Origin of the sequence: Nocardioides panacisoli, assembly GCF_039537325.1 — a bacterium.
GTDB lineage: Bacteria > Actinomycetota > Actinomycetes > Propionibacteriales > Nocardioidaceae > Nocardioides > Nocardioides panacisoli.
Window position 1 is genome coordinate 89,561 of sequence record NZ_BAABAH010000005.1, and the last position, 17,504, is coordinate 107,064.

Annotated in this window: 14 protein-coding genes; 7 read left to right on the forward strand and 7 right to left on the reverse strand. The window is 71.9% G+C overall.

Features of this window, described 5'->3' with window-relative positions; all coding sequences use genetic code 11:
- Positions 1 to 34 precede the first annotated feature (34 nt).
- From ABD709_RS09430 to ABD709_RS09445, 4 genes are all read right to left on the reverse strand, one after another.
- On the reverse strand, positions 35 to 571 hold the full coding sequence (locus ABD709_RS09430; RefSeq protein WP_344774646.1) for a SigE family RNA polymerase sigma factor: 537 nt from the start codon (positions 569 to 571) through the stop codon (positions 35 to 37).
- Between the two features lie 120 nt (positions 572 to 691).
- Positions 692 to 1,867, reverse strand: a complete 1,176-nt coding sequence (locus tag ABD709_RS09435) for a class I SAM-dependent methyltransferase (RefSeq protein WP_344774648.1) — start codon at positions 1,865 to 1,867, stop codon at positions 692 to 694.
- Positions 1,868 to 1,879: 12 nt separating this feature from the next.
- Positions 1,880 to 4,036 (reverse strand): MMPL family transporter, encoded by a 2,157-nt coding sequence (locus ABD709_RS09440; RefSeq protein WP_344774650.1) that lies wholly within the window; start codon positions 4,034 to 4,036, stop codon positions 1,880 to 1,882.
- 34 nt (positions 4,037 to 4,070) lie between these two features.
- On the reverse strand, positions 4,071 to 5,528 hold the full coding sequence (locus ABD709_RS09445; protein WP_344774652.1) for an MFS transporter: 1,458 nt from the start codon (positions 5,526 to 5,528) through the stop codon (positions 4,071 to 4,073).
- 214 nt (positions 5,529 to 5,742) lie between these two features.
- Here ABD709_RS09445 and groES point away from each other — a divergent pair, with 214 nt between their 5' ends.
- The 5 genes from groES (at position 5,743) to ABD709_RS09470 (ending at position 10,422) form a co-directional block, all read left to right on the forward strand.
- Positions 5,743 to 6,039, forward strand: coding sequence for a co-chaperone GroES (gene groES / locus ABD709_RS09450; protein WP_344774912.1), 297 nt, complete (start codon positions 5,743 to 5,745; stop codon positions 6,037 to 6,039).
- A 63-nt stretch (positions 6,040 to 6,102) separates the two neighbouring features.
- Positions 6,103 to 7,734, forward strand: a complete 1,632-nt coding sequence (gene groL, locus ABD709_RS09455; protein ID WP_344774654.1) for a chaperonin GroEL — start codon at positions 6,103 to 6,105, stop codon at positions 7,732 to 7,734.
- Positions 7,735 to 7,887: 153 nt separating this feature from the next.
- A complete protein-coding gene (locus tag ABD709_RS09460) occupies positions 7,888 to 8,673 on the forward strand; it encodes a DUF1684 domain-containing protein (RefSeq protein ID WP_344774656.1) in 786 nt (261 codons plus the stop codon).
- Positions 8,674 to 8,720: 47 nt separating this feature from the next.
- Entirely contained in the window at positions 8,721 to 9,584 is an 864-nt protein-coding gene (locus ABD709_RS09465) for a GNAT family N-acetyltransferase (protein WP_344774658.1), read from the forward strand.
- A 37-nt stretch (positions 9,585 to 9,621) separates the two neighbouring features.
- On the forward strand, positions 9,622 to 10,422 hold the full coding sequence (locus ABD709_RS09470; RefSeq protein ID WP_344774660.1) for an SMP-30/gluconolactonase/LRE family protein: 801 nt from the start codon (positions 9,622 to 9,624) through the stop codon (positions 10,420 to 10,422).
- Here the strand turns inward: ABD709_RS09470 and zwf are convergent.
- Positions 10,409 to 11,866 carry a glucose-6-phosphate dehydrogenase gene (zwf, locus tag ABD709_RS09475; protein ID WP_344774662.1) on the reverse strand — a complete coding sequence of 486 codons (1,458 nt, stop codon included), beginning with the start codon at positions 11,864 to 11,866 and terminating at the stop codon, positions 10,409 to 10,411. The genes ABD709_RS09470 and zwf overlap by 14 nt on opposite strands.
- Before the next feature lie 74 nt (positions 11,867 to 11,940).
- On the opposite strand from zwf, the gene guaB reads away from it, so the two are divergent.
- Positions 11,941 to 13,440, forward strand: a complete 1,500-nt coding sequence (guaB, locus tag ABD709_RS09480) for an IMP dehydrogenase (RefSeq protein WP_344774664.1) — start codon at positions 11,941 to 11,943, stop codon at positions 13,438 to 13,440.
- Between the two features lie 250 nt (positions 13,441 to 13,690).
- Here guaB and ABD709_RS09485 read toward each other — a convergent pair whose 3' ends face one another.
- A complete protein-coding gene (locus tag ABD709_RS09485) occupies positions 13,691 to 15,754 on the reverse strand; it encodes an AAA family ATPase (RefSeq protein ID WP_344774666.1) in 2,064 nt (687 codons plus the stop codon).
- An 18-nt stretch (positions 15,755 to 15,772) separates the two neighbouring features.
- Positions 15,773 to 16,294 (reverse strand): DUF4188 domain-containing protein, encoded by a 522-nt coding sequence (locus ABD709_RS09490; protein ID WP_344774668.1) that lies wholly within the window; start codon positions 16,292 to 16,294, stop codon positions 15,773 to 15,775.
- An 83-nt stretch (positions 16,295 to 16,377) separates the two neighbouring features.
- Between ABD709_RS09490 and ABD709_RS09495 the strand changes: the two genes are divergently transcribed.
- Complete coding sequence (locus tag ABD709_RS09495; RefSeq protein WP_344774670.1) at positions 16,378 to 17,487, forward strand: GuaB3 family IMP dehydrogenase-related protein; 1,110 nt, start codon at positions 16,378 to 16,380, stop codon at positions 17,485 to 17,487.
- The last annotated feature ends 17 nt before the right edge of the window (positions 17,488 to 17,504 follow it).

Sequence of the window (17,504 nt, forward strand, 5' to 3'; positions counted from 1 at the left end):
GCGGACTCCCAGGTGGTGTCATCGCGTTCGTTGTTCATTGGTCCTCCCCGGAGTAGCGAGGGTGGAGGGTGACGGGCACCCGCTCGCGGAGCGCGGCGAGTGCGCGGCTGCACTGGGACTTGACGGTCCCGATCGAGATGCCGAGCGCGTCGGCGGTCTCCGCCTCGGACATCTGCTCGTAGTAGCGGAGCACGACGACCGCGCGCGCCTTGGGCGGCAGCGACTGGACCACGCGCCACAGCTCGTCGTTGGTGCCGTCGTCGTAGGCGTCGTGGTGCGGGTCGCCCTCGGGGACGTCGTCCGCGGCGTACTCGCGCTTCTTCCAGCCCCTGCGCCACAACGAGTTGTTCTCGTTGACCATGATCCGCCGGACGTAGGCATCGACCGCGTTGCGGTCGTGCACCTTGTCCCAGGCCAGGTAGAGCTTGGCGAGCGAGGTCTGCAGGACGTCCTCGGCCTGGTGGCGGTCGCCGGTCAGGAGGTACGCCGTCCGCAGCAGCGACGGCTGGCGGGCGGCGAGGTAGTCGGTGAACTCGACGTCGCGCTGCGCCCATCGGTCGCTGCGGCCCATGGCGGCCTCCTCTCGTGCCCTCGTGAGTGCGTGGTTCGCACCCCTGAACAATGCTGTCGGGTGGAGGACGCAGCTTCGCGCGGAATGGTTGCAATCGCCGAGGAAGTCCCCGCGCGGCGGTCAGAACGGCTGCACGAGGAGGCAGATCCCGCGGTCGCCCACGCGCGTGAGCACGATCGTCGCCTCGGCGTCGCCCGTGGGCGCCAACCGCTTCCGCAGCTGGTCGGGGGAGACGTCGACCCCGCGCTTCTTGATGGTCAGGATGCCGATGTCGCGCTCGCGGAGCGCGGCCTTGAGCTGCTTCTCGCGGTAGGGCAGCTCCTCGAGCACCCGGTAGCCGCGGGCGAAGGGGGTGCGGAACGACCCGTCGGCGGTCACGTAGGCAATGTGCGGGTCGAGCAGGCCGCCCCCGACACCCGCTGCGACCGCGGTGACCAGGCCCGCGCGGATCACCGCGCCGTCGGGCTCGTAGAGGAACGTCCCGACGTCCCGGGTGCCGACGGCCTCGGGGCCGGGGTCGTCCTCGTCGGTGAGCGTGGCCAGCCCGCCGGCTGCGATCACGGTGGCGCGGCGGGCGACCGTCGCCGTCCGGCCGGACCACAGCGCGGCCTCCTTCACGTCCCCGCCGTCGCTGACCCACTCCGCCTCGACGCCGTCCGGGACGAGCGCGTGCGGGATGCCGGGCGCCACCTTCACGCACGCGTCCCGGCGCAGCAGGGCCTCGACGAAGCTCCACGGCGGCGTCCAGTCCTCGGCCCGGAACGTCCGTCCGGCTCCGCTCCTGCGGGCCGGGTCGGCGAACGCGAGGTCGAACCCCGAGTGGTCGACCTCGGTCGCGTCCGCGACCTGGACGGCGCCCGGGAGCCCGAGTGCCGCGAGGTTCGCCTCGGCGACCGCGACCCGCAGCGGGTCGGCGTCGACGCCCGCGCAGATGATGCCCTCGCTGGCCGCCGCGATGAGGTCGCCGCCGATGCCGCAGCCCAGGTCGATGAGGGTGCGGGCGCCGTACGCCTTCATCCGGCCGGCGCGGTGGCGGGCGACCGGCCAGCGGGTGCACTGCTCCAGGCCGTCGCGGGTGAAGTACAGCCGGTGCGCTCCCTCGCCGAGCTTCGCGACCGCGTGCTCGCGGAGCTCCACCTGGGTCAGCGCGGCGGCCACCTGCTCGGCGGCCGCGGTGCTGCGCAGCTCGGCCTGGACGTGCAGCTCGGGTCCGCCCTCGGCGACCAGGGCGGTGGCCTTCGCGAGCAGTGCCTGGCCGTCGTCGGTCAGCAGCCACCGGAAGGAGTCGAGGTCCATCCGGCGATCCTGTCAGGCCTCGGCGTGGACCCGTGCCTCGTGCTCGTCCGCCGACTCGTCGCCGTGCCCCGGCCACCACGCCGCGCGGCCGATGAGTGCGGTCAGGGACGGGGTGAAGAACATCGCCATCACGAACGCGGCGATGAAGATGCCCACCGAGAGGGCGAAGCCCATCGAGACGATCAGCGAGTTGCCGCCGAGCATCAGGGAACCGAAGGTGCCGGCCAGGATGAGACCTGCCGCGGCGATGGTCGGGCCGGCGTGCCGGACGGCCTCCGCGGCCGCGTCGCGCGGGGACCGGCCCGCGCGGGCCTCCTCCCGCAGTCGCGCGATCATCAGGATGTTGTAGTCGGTGCCCAGCGCCGTCACGAAGAGGTAGATGTAGATCGGGAGCATGAAGATCAGGCCGGCGTCGCCCTGGATCTTCTGGAACATGATCACGGTCGCGCCGAGGGTCGCGGCGAACCCGAGACCCACCGCGATCATCAGGTACCAGGGCGCCACCAGGCTGCGCAGCAGCAGCGCGAGGATCAGCATGATCACTACGGCGGCGACCGGGAACACGACCGAGTAGTCGCGGGCCATGGCCTCCTGGAGGTCGGCGAAGACCGAGGGCGTGCCGCCGACGTACGCCGTGGTTCCGTCCGGTGCGGCCGCGTGGGCGACGTCGCGGATGGGGCCCTTCACGGCGTCGAGCGCGGCGTCGGAGACCGGGTCGGCGTCCAGGATCACCGAGAACTGCACGGCGGTGCCGTCCTTGGACGGCTGGCCGGGGAAGACCTTGTCGACACCGTCCGCCTTCTCGAGCGCCGACTGGTAGGCGTCCAGGGCGGCCTGGTCGGGAGGGTTGCCGTTCTCGACGTCCAGGATGACCGGGATCGGCTCGCTGGCACCCGCGGCGAAGTGCTCCTGGAAGGTCTGCAGGCCCTTCGTCGACTCGACGTCGCTCGGCAGGCTGGAGTTGAAGTCGAAGGACGGGTTGAAGGCGAACGCGAACACGGCGAAGGCGGCGAGGAGCAGGCCGGAGGCGCCGGCGAACAGCGCGGGCCGCCGGCCGAGGGCGGCACCGATGCGCCCGAACCTGCTGCCGCCCTCGCTCGGGACCCGCCACTTCTTCGACGGCCAGAACAGGGCCCGGCCGAGCAGCGTGACCACGGCCGGCACCAGGGTCAGCGCCGCCAGCAGCGTCACGGCCACCGCGATCGCCAGCGCCGGGCCGATGGCGCGGAACAGGCTCAGCGAGCTGAGCAGCAGCGCGAGGAACGCCACGATCACGGCGCCGCCGGCGGACGCGATCGCCTCGCCCGCGCGCGTCAGCGCGTGCACCACCGCCGGCCGGGTCTCCTCGCCGTCGCGGAGCCGTTCGCGGTAGCGGAACAGGAGGAACAGGATGTAGTCCGTGCCGATGCCGTAGAGCACGACGAAGAGGATCGTCTCGATCGAGGAGTCGGCCTTGAGGTCGAACGCCTCGTTCGCCCAACCGATCAGGCCGGTGGCGATGGTGCCGGCCAGGGCCACGACCAGGATCGGCGTCAGGCAGATGATCACGCTCCGGAAGATGAGCGCGAGCAGGACGACGATGAGCACGATCGTCGCGGCTCCGACGATGGCGAGGGTCTGCTGGCTCGACTCCTCCGAGTCGAGGCCCTGGGGGACGGTGCCCGTCGTCTGCACCTCGAGCCCGGTGCCCTCGACCAGCGGCTCCAGGTCGTTGCGCAGGGCCTTGGCGTCGTCGTAGTTCTGTGGGTCGTAGCCGGTCGCCCCGTCGGCGAGACCCACGATCCCGACCTCGGCCAGTCCGTCCTGGGACACGTTGGGGTTGCCCTCGGCGTCGACGGTGACGACCTGCTGGACGAAGGTGCTCGTCTTGAGCTCGGGCCCGAGCTTGTCGGCGATGTCGGTCACCGTCGCCTGGTCGTCCTCGGTCAGCTGCCCGCCGTCCTCGCGCTGGAAGACGAGGAGCGCCGCCGGCGTGGTCGCGGAGGGGAACCGGTCCTGCTGCAGCTGCGTTGCCTTGATCGACTCGTAGTGGTCGGGGAGGAAGTCCGACTCCTCGGTCGTGGTCTTCAGTGCGGGCGCCGTCGCGATCACGACGACGGCGAGGACGACCCACGCGCCGAGCACGATCCACGGGCGACGGGACACGAACCGGCCGAGGGCTCCGAACATGGCTGGAACGCTATCCAGTCGAGCCGGGACGGGGTCAACCGACTTTCGTAGGGGTGGGGGCGCGCGGCGTACGTCGTCCGTTGCGCACCAGGTCGCTGATCCCGATGGCGATGGCGAGGCTGACGAAGCACAGCGCGGCCGCGACCGCGGCGGCGACGCCGTGGCCGTAGGTGGTGGCGCCCTGCCCGCCGCTCACCGTCGCGAAGAACACGGCTCCGATGACGCCCTGGCCGATCGCGAGGCCGATCCGCTGGGCGGTCTGCAGCACGCCGCCGGCGGTGCTGCCGACGACCGGGTCCACGTCGGCGAGGGTGAGCGTCTGGTTCGGGGTGATCAGGCAGCCGGAGCCGCAGCCCATCACGAACAGCGGCAGCGCCAGCGCCAGGGCAGCGTGGTGGGTCGGGCCGTGCCAGGCGACCACGGCGAGCGCGAGCGCGCCGACGCCGAACGCCGTGGCGGCCCCGACGACCAGCGGCCGACCGAGCCTCGTCACGAACCGGCCGGCCGTCGGTGCGGCGACGGCGCTCCCGAACGCGAACGCCGTGACGCCGAGCGCGGACTGCAGGGCGGAGTAGCCGAGCCCGTCCTGGTAGTAGATCGCCAGCACCAGCGGGAGGCCGGCCTGCGCCGGGAAGAAGGTGATCGCGAGCAGCACGCCGGGGGTGTAGGAGCGCTGGCGGAACAGCCGCAGGTCGACCAGCGGATCCGCCTGCCGCTCGGTCAGGCGTCGCTCACGGCGCCAGAACACCAGCAGCAGCACGACGGCGGGCACGGCGAACCACGCGAGGCGCGGGTCGTGAACGGCGTCGTACTGGACCGCGGCGAAGAGGACGCAGAACGTGGCGGCGCCCAGGGTGAGCGCGCCGAGCACGTCGAGCCGGTGGTCGCCCTGTGCCGGGTCGTCCGGGAGCAGGCGGCGCGCGAGCGCGATGACCACGACCGCGATGGGGACGTTGATGAAGAAGACCAGTCGCCAGCCGAGGCCGGGGCCGCCCAGCGCGATCAGGGTGCCGCCGACGACCGGGCCGAGCGCGATGCCGACGCCGACCGTCGTGCCGAGGACGCCGAACGCCCGGCCCCGCTCCGAGCCGCGGAACAGCTGCTGGACCAGGCCGGAGACCTGCGGGTTGATCAAGCCGCCGAACACGCCCTGGAGGACCCGGGCGCCGATCAGCAGCCCGACCGACGGCGCGACGCCGGACAGCGCGCTGGTGATCGCGAACCCGATCACGCCGACCTGGAACATGCGACGCCGGCCGTGGTCGTCGCCGAGCCGGCCGGCGAGCACCGGCACCATCCCGAACGCCAGCGTGTAGCCGCTGATCACCCACTGCAGGTCGGAGGGGTCCGCGCCGGTCGACCGCCCGATCGAGGGGAGCGCGACGTTGGTGACGCTGACGTCCAGCAGGGTCATGAACATGGCGCTGCAGCACACGACGAGTGCCACCCACCGGCCCGGCGCCGGTTCGAGCTCCGGGACGTCGGCGGCCATTGCGTCATCCTGCCAAGGGGACCCCACTGGCACTCGTTGACGGGGAGTGCTAGTTTCGGGTTGGCACTCTCGACCCGAGTGTGCCAGCGCTTGGCCGGCGGTGTGCGGCACCCGCGACGACGTACTCCTCAAGCCAAGCCCGAACGTGGGAGGGCGCCCGCCCTCCACCTGCAGACAACCCTGTAGCCACAAGCAGAAAGTGGAGGTCGATCCCGTGTCGATCAACATCAAGCCGCTCGAGGACCGGATCGTCGTCAAGCCTCTCGAGGCCGAGCAGACGACCGCCTCCGGCCTGGTCATCCCGGACACCGCCAAGGAGAAGCCCCAGGAGGGCGAGGTCCTGGCGATCGGTCCCGGCCGCATCGACGACAACGGCAACCGCGTGCCGCTCGACGTCGCGGTGGGCGACAAGGTCATCTACAGCAAGTACGGCGGCACCGAGGTCAAGTACTCCGGCGAGGAGTTCCTGATCCTCTCGGCGCGCGACGTCCTCGCAGTCGTCGGTTCCTGAAGACCTGAGGAGGGCGTCACGCGGTCGCGTGGCGCCCTCTGACCCTTTCCAGAAGGAGAACCAATGCCCAAGATCCTGGAGTTCGACGAGGGCGCGCGGCGTGCGCTCGAGCGCGGTGTCGACGCGCTCGCGAACGCCGTCAAGGTGACCCTCGGCCCCAAGGGCCGCTACGTCGTCCTCGACAAGAAGTGGGGCGCCCCCACGATCACCAACGACGGCGTGACCGTCGCCCGCGAGATCGAGCTGGACGACCCGTTCGAGAACCTCGGTGCCCAGCTCACCAAGGAGGTCGCGACCAAGACCAACGACGTCGCCGGTGACGGCACGACGACCGCGACCGTCCTCGCGCAGGCGATGGTGCACGAGGGCCTGCGCGCCGTCGCCGCCGGCGCCAACCCGATGGGCGTCAAGCGGGGCATGGACGCGGCCGCGCAGGCCGTCTCCGACGCGCTGCTCGCCGCCGCCCGTGAGGTCGACTCCAAGGAGGACATGGCCTCGGTCGCCACGATCTCCTCGCGCGACTCGCACATCGGCGACCTGCTCGCCGAGGCCTTCGACAAGGTCGGCAAGGACGGCGTGATCACGGTCGAGGAGTCCAACACCATGGGCACCGAGCTCGAGTTCACCGAGGGCATGCAGTTCGACAAGGGCTACATCAGCCAGTACTTCGTGACCGACCCGGAGCGGATGGAGGCCGTCCTCGACGACCCCTACATCCTCCTGCACCAGGGCAAGATCTCGGCGATCGCCGACCTGCTGCCCCTGCTGGAGAAGGTCATCCAGGCCGGCAAGCCGCTCTTCATCCTCGCCGAGGACGTCGACGGCGAGGCGCTCTCGACCCTCGTGGTCAACAAGATCCGCGGCACGTTCAACGCCGTCGCGGTGAAGAGCCCCGCCTTCGGTGACCGGCGCAAGGCGATGATGCAGGACATCGCGACGCTCACCGGCGGCCAGGTCATCGCGCCCGAGGTCGGCCTCAAGCTCGACCAGGCCGGGCTCGACGTGCTCGGCCGCGCCCGTCGCGTGGTCGTCACCAAGGACAACACCACGATCGTCGACGGCGCCGGCGACGCCGGCGAGGTCGAGGGCAGGGTCAACCAGATCAAGGCCGAGATCGAGAGCACCGACTCCGACTGGGACCGCGAGAAGCTCCAGGAGCGGCTCGCGAAGCTGGCCGGTGGCGTCTGCGTGATCAAGGTCGGCGCCGCCACCGAGGTGGAGCTGAAGGAGAAGAAGCACCGGATCGAGGACGCCGTGTCCGCGACCCGTGCCGCGATCGAGGAGGGCATCGTCCCCGGCGGTGGCTCCGCGCTCATCCACGCGGTCTCCGTGCTCGACAAGGACCTCGGCCTCACCGGCGACGAGGCCGTCGGCGTGCGCATCGTGCGCAAGTCCGCCGACGAGCCGCTGCGCTGGATCGCCGAGAACGGCGGCGAGAACGGCTACGTCGTGACCACCAAGGTCCGCGAGCTCGGCGTCGGCAACGGCTACAACGCCGCGACCGGCGAGTACGGCGACCTGGTTTCCCAGGGCGTCCTCGACCCGGTCAAGGTCACCCGCTCCGCGCTCGTCAACGCGACCTCGATCGCCGCGATGCTGCTCACGACGGAGACCCTGGTCGTCGAGAAGCCCGAGGACGAGGACGAGGCCGCCGCTGCCGGCGGCCACGGCCACGGACACGGTCACGGCCACTGAGTCGAGTGGGGGCTCCGGCCCGGTCGAGTAGCTAGCGACGCCCACGCACCCGCGGACCCCGGTCCGCGGGTGCGTGCATTTCGCCCCACTCGACCGGGCGGCGACACCCACTCGACCGGGCAGGGGGGCCCACTCGACCTAGGATCGGTTCCCGTGGCTGACGACTTTCTCGGGGAGTGGCGGGCGTGGCGGGCGGCCCGCGAGGAGCGGCTGACGGCGCCGCACGGGTTCCTGTCGATCACGGGGATGTACTGGCTGGACGAGCAGCCGCAGCGCTTCGACGGGGTGCCGGGGGCGTGGTCGGTGGGGGCGGACGGCGTCGAGGTGGAGCTCGGCGACGGCGAGGAGCTCGCGGTCGACGGGGTCGCGCTGACCGGGCGGTACCGGTTCGGGACCGTCGACGAGGCGGGCGTCCGGGCGACGTACGGCGACGTGGTCGTCGAGGTCGCCGCGCGCGGCGGCGACGTCGTCCTGCGGCCGCGCGACCCTGCGAGCCCGCGGCGTGCCGAGCACACCCCGACCCCGACCTTCGAGCCGTCGCCGGCCTGGGTGGTCCCGGGCGTGCTGACGCCCGCCCCGCCGGACGCGACCGTCGACATCCAGACCATGAGCGACGGAGCGGCCCAGCCCGAGCCGCTCGCCGGCACGGTCACGTTCGAGGTCGGCGGCAGGGAGCACGCGCTCGTCGCGCTCGCGGACGACGACGGCTGGCTGTGGATCCTGTTCGCGGACGTCACCTCCGGCGTGACGACGTACGGCGCCGGCCGCCAGCTCTCCGTGCGGCCGCCCGGCCCCGACGGGGCGGTCGTCCTCGACTTCAACCGGGCGGCGAACCTGCCCTGCGCCTACACCGCGTTCACGACCTGCCCGTTCCCGCCCCCGGGCAACCGGCTGCCGTTCGCGGTGGAGGCCGGCGAGCAGGACCCGGCGCACCGCTGAAACCGACGCTGCTCGCTCCGCCGACGCGGTTGCGGCATGCTGGGTGCATGTTGTGGAGGGTGCGCGCGAACCTGCCCAACCGGCCCGGGACCCTGGCCGCCCTGGCGCACGAGTGCGGCAAGGCCGGGGCGAACATCGACCGCGTCCAGGTCTTCCCCGGCCAGGACCAGGTGACCGACGAGCTCGTGCTCCGGGCGCCCGACGACATCAGCGCGAGCGATCTCGTCTCCCTCGTCGAGCGCGCCGGGGCCGACTCCGTGGTCGCGCTGCCCTGCACCGAGGCGGCGCTCGAGGACCAGCCCACGCGCTACGTCAAGGCCGCGCTCGCCATCCTCGACGCGCCGGCGACGTTCCCGGACGTCGTCGCGCACCTCTTCGACGCCGACACCGCACCGACGGGCGGGCAGGAGGACGTGCTCGAGCTGAGCGTGGGCAACGCGGTCGTGCAGATCCGCCGCGCCACCCCGTTCACCCCGACCGAGCGGGAGCGCGGCGCGGCCATGGCGGAGCTGGTGTCCGACGTGCTGTCGAGGCAGGGCGCGCCGGCGCCGCCGCCGGTCCAGGGCGCCGACAGCAACCTCGAGTACGCGACCAGCGGGCGCACGGTCTCCGCCCTCGCCAACGGCCTGGTCGCCGGGCGGGCGGAGTACGAGCGGGGCGAGGGCTCTGAGCCGTGGCCGGTCGACATGTGGGTCGACCCGGCCTGGCAGCGGCGTGGCCTCGGCACCCGCTTGCTCGCCGAGATCGTCCGGGTGGCGCGCGCCGACGGCGCGGACGAGGTCGTGCTCACGGCCCCCGCGGACAGTCAGGCCGTGCTCCCGATGGTGCTGGCCGCCGGCCTGCGCGGCCGGATCCGGATGGCCGGAGACACCGTCACGATCCGGATCTCGCTGTCCGAGCTCCGCGTCTGAGCGATGAGTCGCCGGCCCGGACCGGGTCGGAACGGACATGAGCGAGCCCTCCGTCGTCCTCTCCGGCCTGGCGTTCCCGGAGTCACCGCGCTGCCACGACGGACGCGTCTATGTGGCCGACTGGGGAGCCGGCGAGGTCCACGCCCTCCTCGACGGCGGGGGGTCGGAGGTCGTCGCGCGCGGTACGTCGTTCCCCCTGTGCATCGACTTCCTGCCCGACGGCCGGCTGCTGCTCGTGAACGGCCGGGAGCTCATCGTCCAGGACGCCGACGGGAGCCGGTCGACGTACGCCGACCTGTCGGCGCTCTCCGAGTTCGACTTCAACGACGTCACCGTCCACCCGGACGGCTTCGTCTACGTCGGCAACGGTGACTTCGAGTTCCCCGGCGGGGAGCCAGGCCCCGGGTTCGTCGCGCTCGTGCGGCCGGACGGGCACGTCGAGCGGGCCGCCGAGGGCGTGCTGTTCCCGAACGGCATGGTCGTCGTGGGCGACGAGCTCGTCGTCGCGGAGTCCTACGCACACTGCCTGACCGCCTTCGCGATCGGGCCGGACGGCTCTCTCGGGCCGGGCCGCACCTGGGCCGACCTCGGCGACCACTATCCCGACGGCGTCTGCGTCGACGAGCAGGGCCGGATCTGGTACGCCGACGTGCCGCACGAGTCCTGCACGCTCGTCGCCGACGGCGGCGAGGTCGTGCGGACCGTCGACCTCGACCGCGGCGCGTTCTCGTGCGCCCTCGACGGCGAGGTGCTCTACGTCGCCACCAACGTGTGGAAGGGCGTTCCGCAGCCCGGCCGCAACGGCCAGCTGGTCGCCGTCGACGTCAGCGGTTCGTGAGCCCGGTGTCGGGGGCGTGGTTGCCGAGCCGCCAGCCTCCGATGGGCAGGTCGATCGCCGACTGGGGGCCCCACGAGCCCTGCTCGTAGGGCTCCACCGGCGGCTTGTGGTCCAGCACGGGCTGGCAGATCTCCCACAGCCGCTCCACCTCGCGCGCGCCGGTGAACAGGGTCCGGTCGCCGCGCATGACGTCGAGCAGCAGCCGCTCGTAGGCCTCCAGCGCGCCGGCGTCCGGCACGTCGCAGGCGAGGTCGAGCCGGAACACCCCCTCGACCAGCGCCATGTCCGGCCCCGGCCGCTTGGCTCGTACGTCGATCGCGATCCGCGGCTGGTCGGTGAGCTCGATGACCAGCTCGTTGGGCTCCGGCTGACCTGCCCCGATCGGCTTGAGCCAGCGGTGCCGGGGGTCGGTGAACCGGATCGTGATCGTACGGCGACCGTCGGCCATCGCCTTGCCGGTGCGCAGGTAGAACGGCACCCCTCGCCACCGGTCGTTGTCGATCCACATCTCGATCGCGCAGAACGTCTCGACGTCGGAGTCCTCGGCGACGTCGGGCTCCTCGCGATAGCCGTCGTACTGCCCGAAGACCACGCGGCTCGGGTCGAGCGGGCGCACCGCCGCGAACGTCGCGGCCTTGGCGGCCCGGATCGAGCCCTCGCGGAACGCGTGCGGGTCCTCGATGGCGACGAAGCCCATCAACTGGCACAGGTGGGTGGTGATCATGTCGCGCAGGCAGCCGGTGCCCTCGTAGAAGCTGCCGCGGCCCTCGACGGTGAGCTTCTCGGGCACGTCGATCTGCACCGACTCGATGCTGTGCCGGTTCCACGCGGGCTCGAACAGGCCGTTGGCGAACCGCAGCGCGAGCAGGTTCTGCACGGCCTCCTTGCCGATGAAGTGGTCGATCCGGAAGATCTGGTCCTCGTCGAACGCCTCGCCCAGGATCCGGTCGAGCTCGCGGGCGGAGGCGAGGTCGGTGCCGAACGGCTTCTCCGCGACCAGCCGGGCCCGGTCGTTGAGCTCCTCGCGGTGGAGCATCCCCACCATCCCCTCGACCGCCCGCGGCGGCACCGAGAGGTAGAGCAGCCGGCGCACGTCGCCCGGCGGCAGCCCCGCGTCGAGCGCGAGCCGGTCCTCGGCGTCGTGGACCGCGGCGGCGAGGGCCGAGCCGTCGTCCGCGGAGGACGTGACGAACGAGATCCGCTCGAGCAGCGGCCCGGCGACGGCTTCGTCGAGATCGCCGACGAATTCCTCGAGCGCCGCACGCACCTTGTCCCGGAACTCGTCGTCGGAGCCGGGAGAGTGGCGGCCGCTGCCGATGATCGCGTACTCGGTCGGCAGCCGCTTCGCCAGCGCCAGCCGGTAGAGCCCGGGGAACAGCTTCCGCGCGGCGAGGTCGCCGGTCGCGCCGAACAGGACGAGGACGTGCGGAGAGAGCTCGCTCACGGATCCAAGCCTGCCCGGCACGTCAAGCGGGGCGCCGGTTCGGAGCGGCGGACGATCACCCGTAGGATTCCTTCATGGAGGTACCCGAGAAGTTCGCCGCCCTCGGTCTCACTTACGACGACGTCCTGCTGCTGCCCGGTCACTCCGACCTGGTCCCGGACGAGATCGACACGACCACCCGCCTGACGCGGGGCATCTCGCTGAAGGCGCCGCTGATCAGCGCCGCGATGGACACGGTGACCGAGTCGCGGATGGCGATCGCCATGGCGCGCCAGGGCGGCATCGGGATCCTGCACCGCAACCTGTCGACGGAGGAGCAGGCGCTCCAGGTCGACCTGGTCAAGCGGACCCAGACCGGGATCATCTCCAACCCGGTCACCATCGGACCGGACGCGACGCTCGAGGAGCTCGACCGGATCTGCGGCGAGTACCGCGTCTCCGGCCTCCCGGTCGTCGACGCCGACGACCGGCTGCTGGGCATCTGCACCAACCGCGACCTGCGGTTCACCCCCGTCGCGGAGTGGGCGACCACCAAGGTCGACGAGGTGATGACGCCGATGCCGCTCGTCACCGGGCCGGTCGGCATCTCCCGCGAGGACGCGACGACGCTGCTGCGCAAGCACAAGCGCGAGCGGCTGCCCCTCGTCGATGCCGACGGCCGGCTCGGCGGCCTCATCACGGTCAAGGACTTCGTGAAGTCCGAGCAGTTCCCCAACGCCTCCAAGGACGGCGACGGCCGGCTGATGGTCGGCGCCGCGATCGGCTACTTCGGCGACGCCTGGCAGCGGGCCACCACCCTCATCGAGGCCGGCGTCGACGTACTCGTGGCCGACACGGCGCACGGCCACGTGACGCTGCTGCTCGACATGGTGCGCCGGCTCAAGACCGACCCCGCGACCCGCCACGTGCAGGTGATCGGCGGCAACGTCGCCACCCGCGAGGGCGCCCAGGCGTTCGTCGACGCGGGCGCCGACGCGGTAAAGGTCGGCTTCGGCCCCGGCTCCATCTGCACGACGCGCGTCGTGACGGGCTGCGGCGTACCCCAGATCACCGCCGTCTACGAGGCCGCGCTCGCCGCCCGCCCGGCCGGCGTCCCCGTGATCGCCGACGGCGGGCTCCAGCAGTCGGGCGACATCGCCAAGGCGATCGTCGCCGGCGCCGAGTCGGTGATGATCGGCTCGATGCTCGCCGGCTGCGAGGAGGCCCCGGGCGAGGTGATCTTCCACCAGGGCAAGCAGTACAAGTCCTACCGCGGCATGGGCTCGATGGCCGCGATGTCCTCACGGGGCAAGAAGTCCTACTCCAAGGACCGCTACTTCCAGGCCGAGGTCACCAGCGACGACAAGATCGTCCCCGAGGGCGTCGAGGGCCAGGTCGCCTACAAGGGCCCGCTCGCCGGCGTCGCCCACCAGCTGATCGGCGGCCTCAGCCAGTCGATGTTCTACGTCGGCGCGCGCACCATCCCCGAGCTGCAGGACAAGGGCCGCTTCGTCCGGATCACCTCCGCCTCGCTCAAGGAGAGCCACCCCCACGACGTCGAGATGACCGTCGAGGCCCCCAACTACCACCGCTAGCGGTCGAACCGTGGGTTCGAGCACGTCGAACCCTCAGTCGGAGCAGGTCGAACCCTCAGTTCGAGCACGTTGAACCGTGCGTTCGGACTCATCGAACCGTGCGTTCGAGCAGGTCGAACCCGCTCCTTCAACCCGGACCCAACTGACGGTTCGACGTGCTCGAAGTGGCGGTTCGACGTGCTCGAAGTGGCGGTTCGGCGTGCTCGAAGTGAGGGTTCGACGTGCTCGAAGTGAGGGTTCGGCGTGAGGGTCAGAGGTACTGGCCGGTGCCGTCGGCGGGCTTGCCGGTGGGGGGCGGGGCGTCGGGGAGGTCCTGCCAGCGCAGCATCCGGATCTCGGCCGGGTCGGTGGTGCCGCCGGCGACGATCCGCTGCGCCTGGCGGGCGACCGCGTCCTCGAAGACGTTGCGGACCCAGCGGCCGTTGCCGAAGCCGGTCGGCCGCGGGCTGGGCATCAGCCGGCGCAGCTGCTGGACGACGTACTCGTCGAGCGTGTAGCCCGCGGCGGTGCGGAGCAGGTCGAAGATCGCGACCAGGTCCTCGTCCGGGTAGTCGGGGAACGCGACCGTGGTCGGGAACCGGGAGGCGAGGCCGGTGTTGGCGGTGAGGAACCGCTGCATCTCCTGCGGGTAGCCGGCCACGATGACGACGACCTCGTCGCGTCGGTCCTCCATCAGCTTGAGCAGGGTCGCGATCGCCTCCTGGCCGAAGTCGCGACCGGAGTCCTGCGGCACCAGCGCGTAGGCCTCGTCGACGAACAGGACGCCACCGGTCGCCCGGTTGAACGCGGCCGTGGTGCGCGGGGCGGTCTGCCCGATGTACTCGCCGACCAGGTCCTGCCGGCTGACCTCGACCAGGTGCCCGTTCTCCAGTACGCCGAGCTGGGCGTAGACGCGCGAGAGCAGCCGGGCGACCGTCGTCTTGGCGGTGCCGGGGTTGCCGAGGAACACCATGTGGCGGGACCGGTCGGAGGCGGGCATGCCGATCTCGCGGCGCAGCTGCTCCGCCCTGACCTCCGCGACCAGGCGGTTGACCTGCTCCTTGACCGCGGTGAGCCCGACCAGCCGGTCGAGCTCGGCGAGCGGGTCGCCGATCTCGACCCGCTCGGGCCGGGTGTCGCCGGCGTCCCCGGGCTCGCCCTCGCGTTGCCGGAGCCGGTCCCCGGTGTCCGCGCCACCGGCGTCCGTGGTCGGTTTCACCACCGGCTTCAGCCGGTCGAGCAGCGGGTTTCGAACCACCGGCGCCGGGCGGAAGATCGAGCGCAGGTCCTCCAGGAACCCCGGCCGGTCGGGGAAGGTCGTGCCGTTGGTCGTGTTCGTGCCGAGGTTCACGATCTGGGCCGCGACGCAGGTGGCCATGGCGAGCCACAGTCGCACCGCGTCGACCTCGCCGGCGAGCATCCCGCGCGCCAGCCACCCGCGGTTGTCGCTCTGCCAGTCGTTGGCGTCGAAGCCGCTCCGGATCCGGTCCATGGTGGCGCTGATCGCGAGGAAGCGCTCCTGGCCGACGGCGCCGGCGAGCAGGCCGGGCAGCTCGTCGACGCCGCCCTGGACGGCCATCGACGCGATCAGCTCGTCGGCGTCCTGGGTCCGGCTCAGCGCCTGGCCGAGGTGCGCGTGCACGCCGTCGAGCCCCGCGACGGCCCACGCCAGCATCGCCCCCCGGCCCCGCGCCTCCGGCAGGACCGCGGCGTCCTCGTCGGTGACCAGCTCGGGATCGCTCGTCCACGACCGGAGCACCTCGGCGTCGGGCGCGGTCGAGGCGAACTGCAGGCGTACCGGGTCGTCGAGGACCCGCCGCAGGATGCGCGCGCCCGCCGCGCACCGGTCGGCGTACATCGGGACGTCGGCGAACAGCTCGAACGCGTCGACGCTGAGCTGCAGCGCGGCACGGACGTCGCCGCCCGCCTCGGCCGCGTGGTAGCGCAGGTCGCTGAACCAGTCCCAGCGGGTGTCGAAGTAGGTGATCTCGCGCGGCTGGCCCTGGGACTCGACGTAGTCGTCGAGGTACCACGGCCGCAGCAGCGTCATGCCGAGCCGGGTGTCCGAGCCGATCCAGATCGGGTACGGCGCCGGGCCGTAGGTGATCACGTTCCAGATGAACCAAGCGGTCTTGGGCGTCCCGGGCTTGTACTGGGAGGTGATCTCGCCGATCGCGTCGACCCCGAGCCGCTCCATCAGCGCCTTGATCCCCTGCTGGGTCTGCTCCAGCCAGCCGTCCGGGATCGGCCACGGGTCGCCCGCACCGGGCACGTCGACGTACGGCGCGTCGCCCAGGAGCGGCGCGAGGTGGGCGGGCAGCTGCAGCTGGCTCATGGAGGCGGGCGCGGCGCGTCAGTACGTCGGCAGCGCCGGGTCGTCGGTGTCGCGCTGGCCGGCCCGCGCCGCGGCCGACTGCTTGCCCTTCCGGACCGGTACGGCGGCGGTGGCCTTCGCGAGGCCGTAGGCCGGCATGTTGGCGTAGATGCTGTCGATGGCGGCGCGCTTGACGACGTACGTCTCGTGCCAGATGCCCACGTCCCCGCTCTTCCCGACCGTCCGGTTGAACGCCCGCCAGGCCTCCAGGTGCGGGTCGTCGGTGTTGCGGGCGAACCGCTCGAGGTCGGCAAAGGAGCGCCAGTACTGCACGATGCTCGGCTCGAGCGCGAGCGCCGGCGCGATGCTGAGCCGCCAGCCCAGCAGCCCGTGCTCGGGGTGCTGGTCGAGGTAGCGCAGCATCTTGGGCATCGCCGTGAAGACCGGCCACCACTGGCGGACCAGCCAGGGCTTGTTGACCCTCATCCCGATGAGGAAGACCACGATCTCGTCGTCGGGATCGCCCACGTCGGCGGTGTACCTGCCTGCGTTGATCGCCATGACCTGGATCGTCGCACCGCGCGGCGGCGTACGGGAGGGATTGGCGGACATCCGCGGGGCGCGCTCGCTTGTAGGCTTCTCCGGTGACTGACATCGAGATCGGGCGGGCGAAGCGCGCCCGTCGTGCCTACTCCTTCGACGACATCGCGATCGTGCCGTCCCGGCGGACGCGGGACCCCGAGGAGGTCAGCACCGACTGGCAGATCGACGCCTACCGGTTCTCGATGCCGATCCTCGCCGCGCCGATGGACTCGGTGATGTCGCCGACGACCGCGATCGCGTTCGGCAAGCACGGCGGCCTGGGCGTGCTCAACCTCGAGGGCATCTGGACCCGCTACTCCGACCCCCAGCCGCTGCTCGAGGAGGTCTCCGGGCTGCGCGGCGCCGAGGCGACCCGCAAGCTGCAGGAGCTGTACGCCGAGCCCATCAAGGCCGAGCTGATCACCGAGCGGCTCCGGCAGATCCGCGAGGCGGGCGTGACGGTCGCCGGGTCGCTCTCCCCCCAGCGCACCAAGGAGTTCGCGAAGGTCGTCGTCGACGCGGGCGTGGACATGTTCGTGATCCGCGGCACCACGGTCTCGGCGGAGCACGTGAGCAGCCAGGCCGAGCCGCTCAACCTCAAGGAGTTCATCTACGAGCTCGACGTGCCGGTGATCGTGGGCGGCTGCGCCACCCACCAGGCGGCGCTGCACCTGATGCGCACCGGCGCGGCCGGCGTGCTCGTAGGGTTCGGCGGCGGGTCGGCGCACACGACGCGCACCGTGCTCGGGGTCGCCGTACCGATGGCTTCCGCGGTCGCCGACGTCGCCGCCGCGCGCCGCGACTACCTCGACGAGTCGGGCGGCCGCTACGTGCACGTGATCGCGGACGGCTCGATCGGCAAGTCCGGCGACATCGCGAAGGCGATCGCCTGCGGTGCCGACGCCGTCATGGTGGGCTCGCCGTTCGCCCGCGCGACCGACGCGCCGGGCCGCGGCTTCCACTGGGGCGCGGAGGCGCACCACGCGGAGCTGCCCCGTGGCCAGCGGGTCGAGTTCGAGCAGGTCGGCACGTTCGAGGAGATCCTGTTCGGCCCCTCCCACGTCGCCGACGGCACGATGAACCTGGTGGGTGCGCTGCGGCGGGCGATGGCGACCACGGGCTACACCGAGCTCAAGGAGTTCCAGCGGATCGAAGTCGTCGCGCAGGCCTGAGCGGACCGGACGACAGG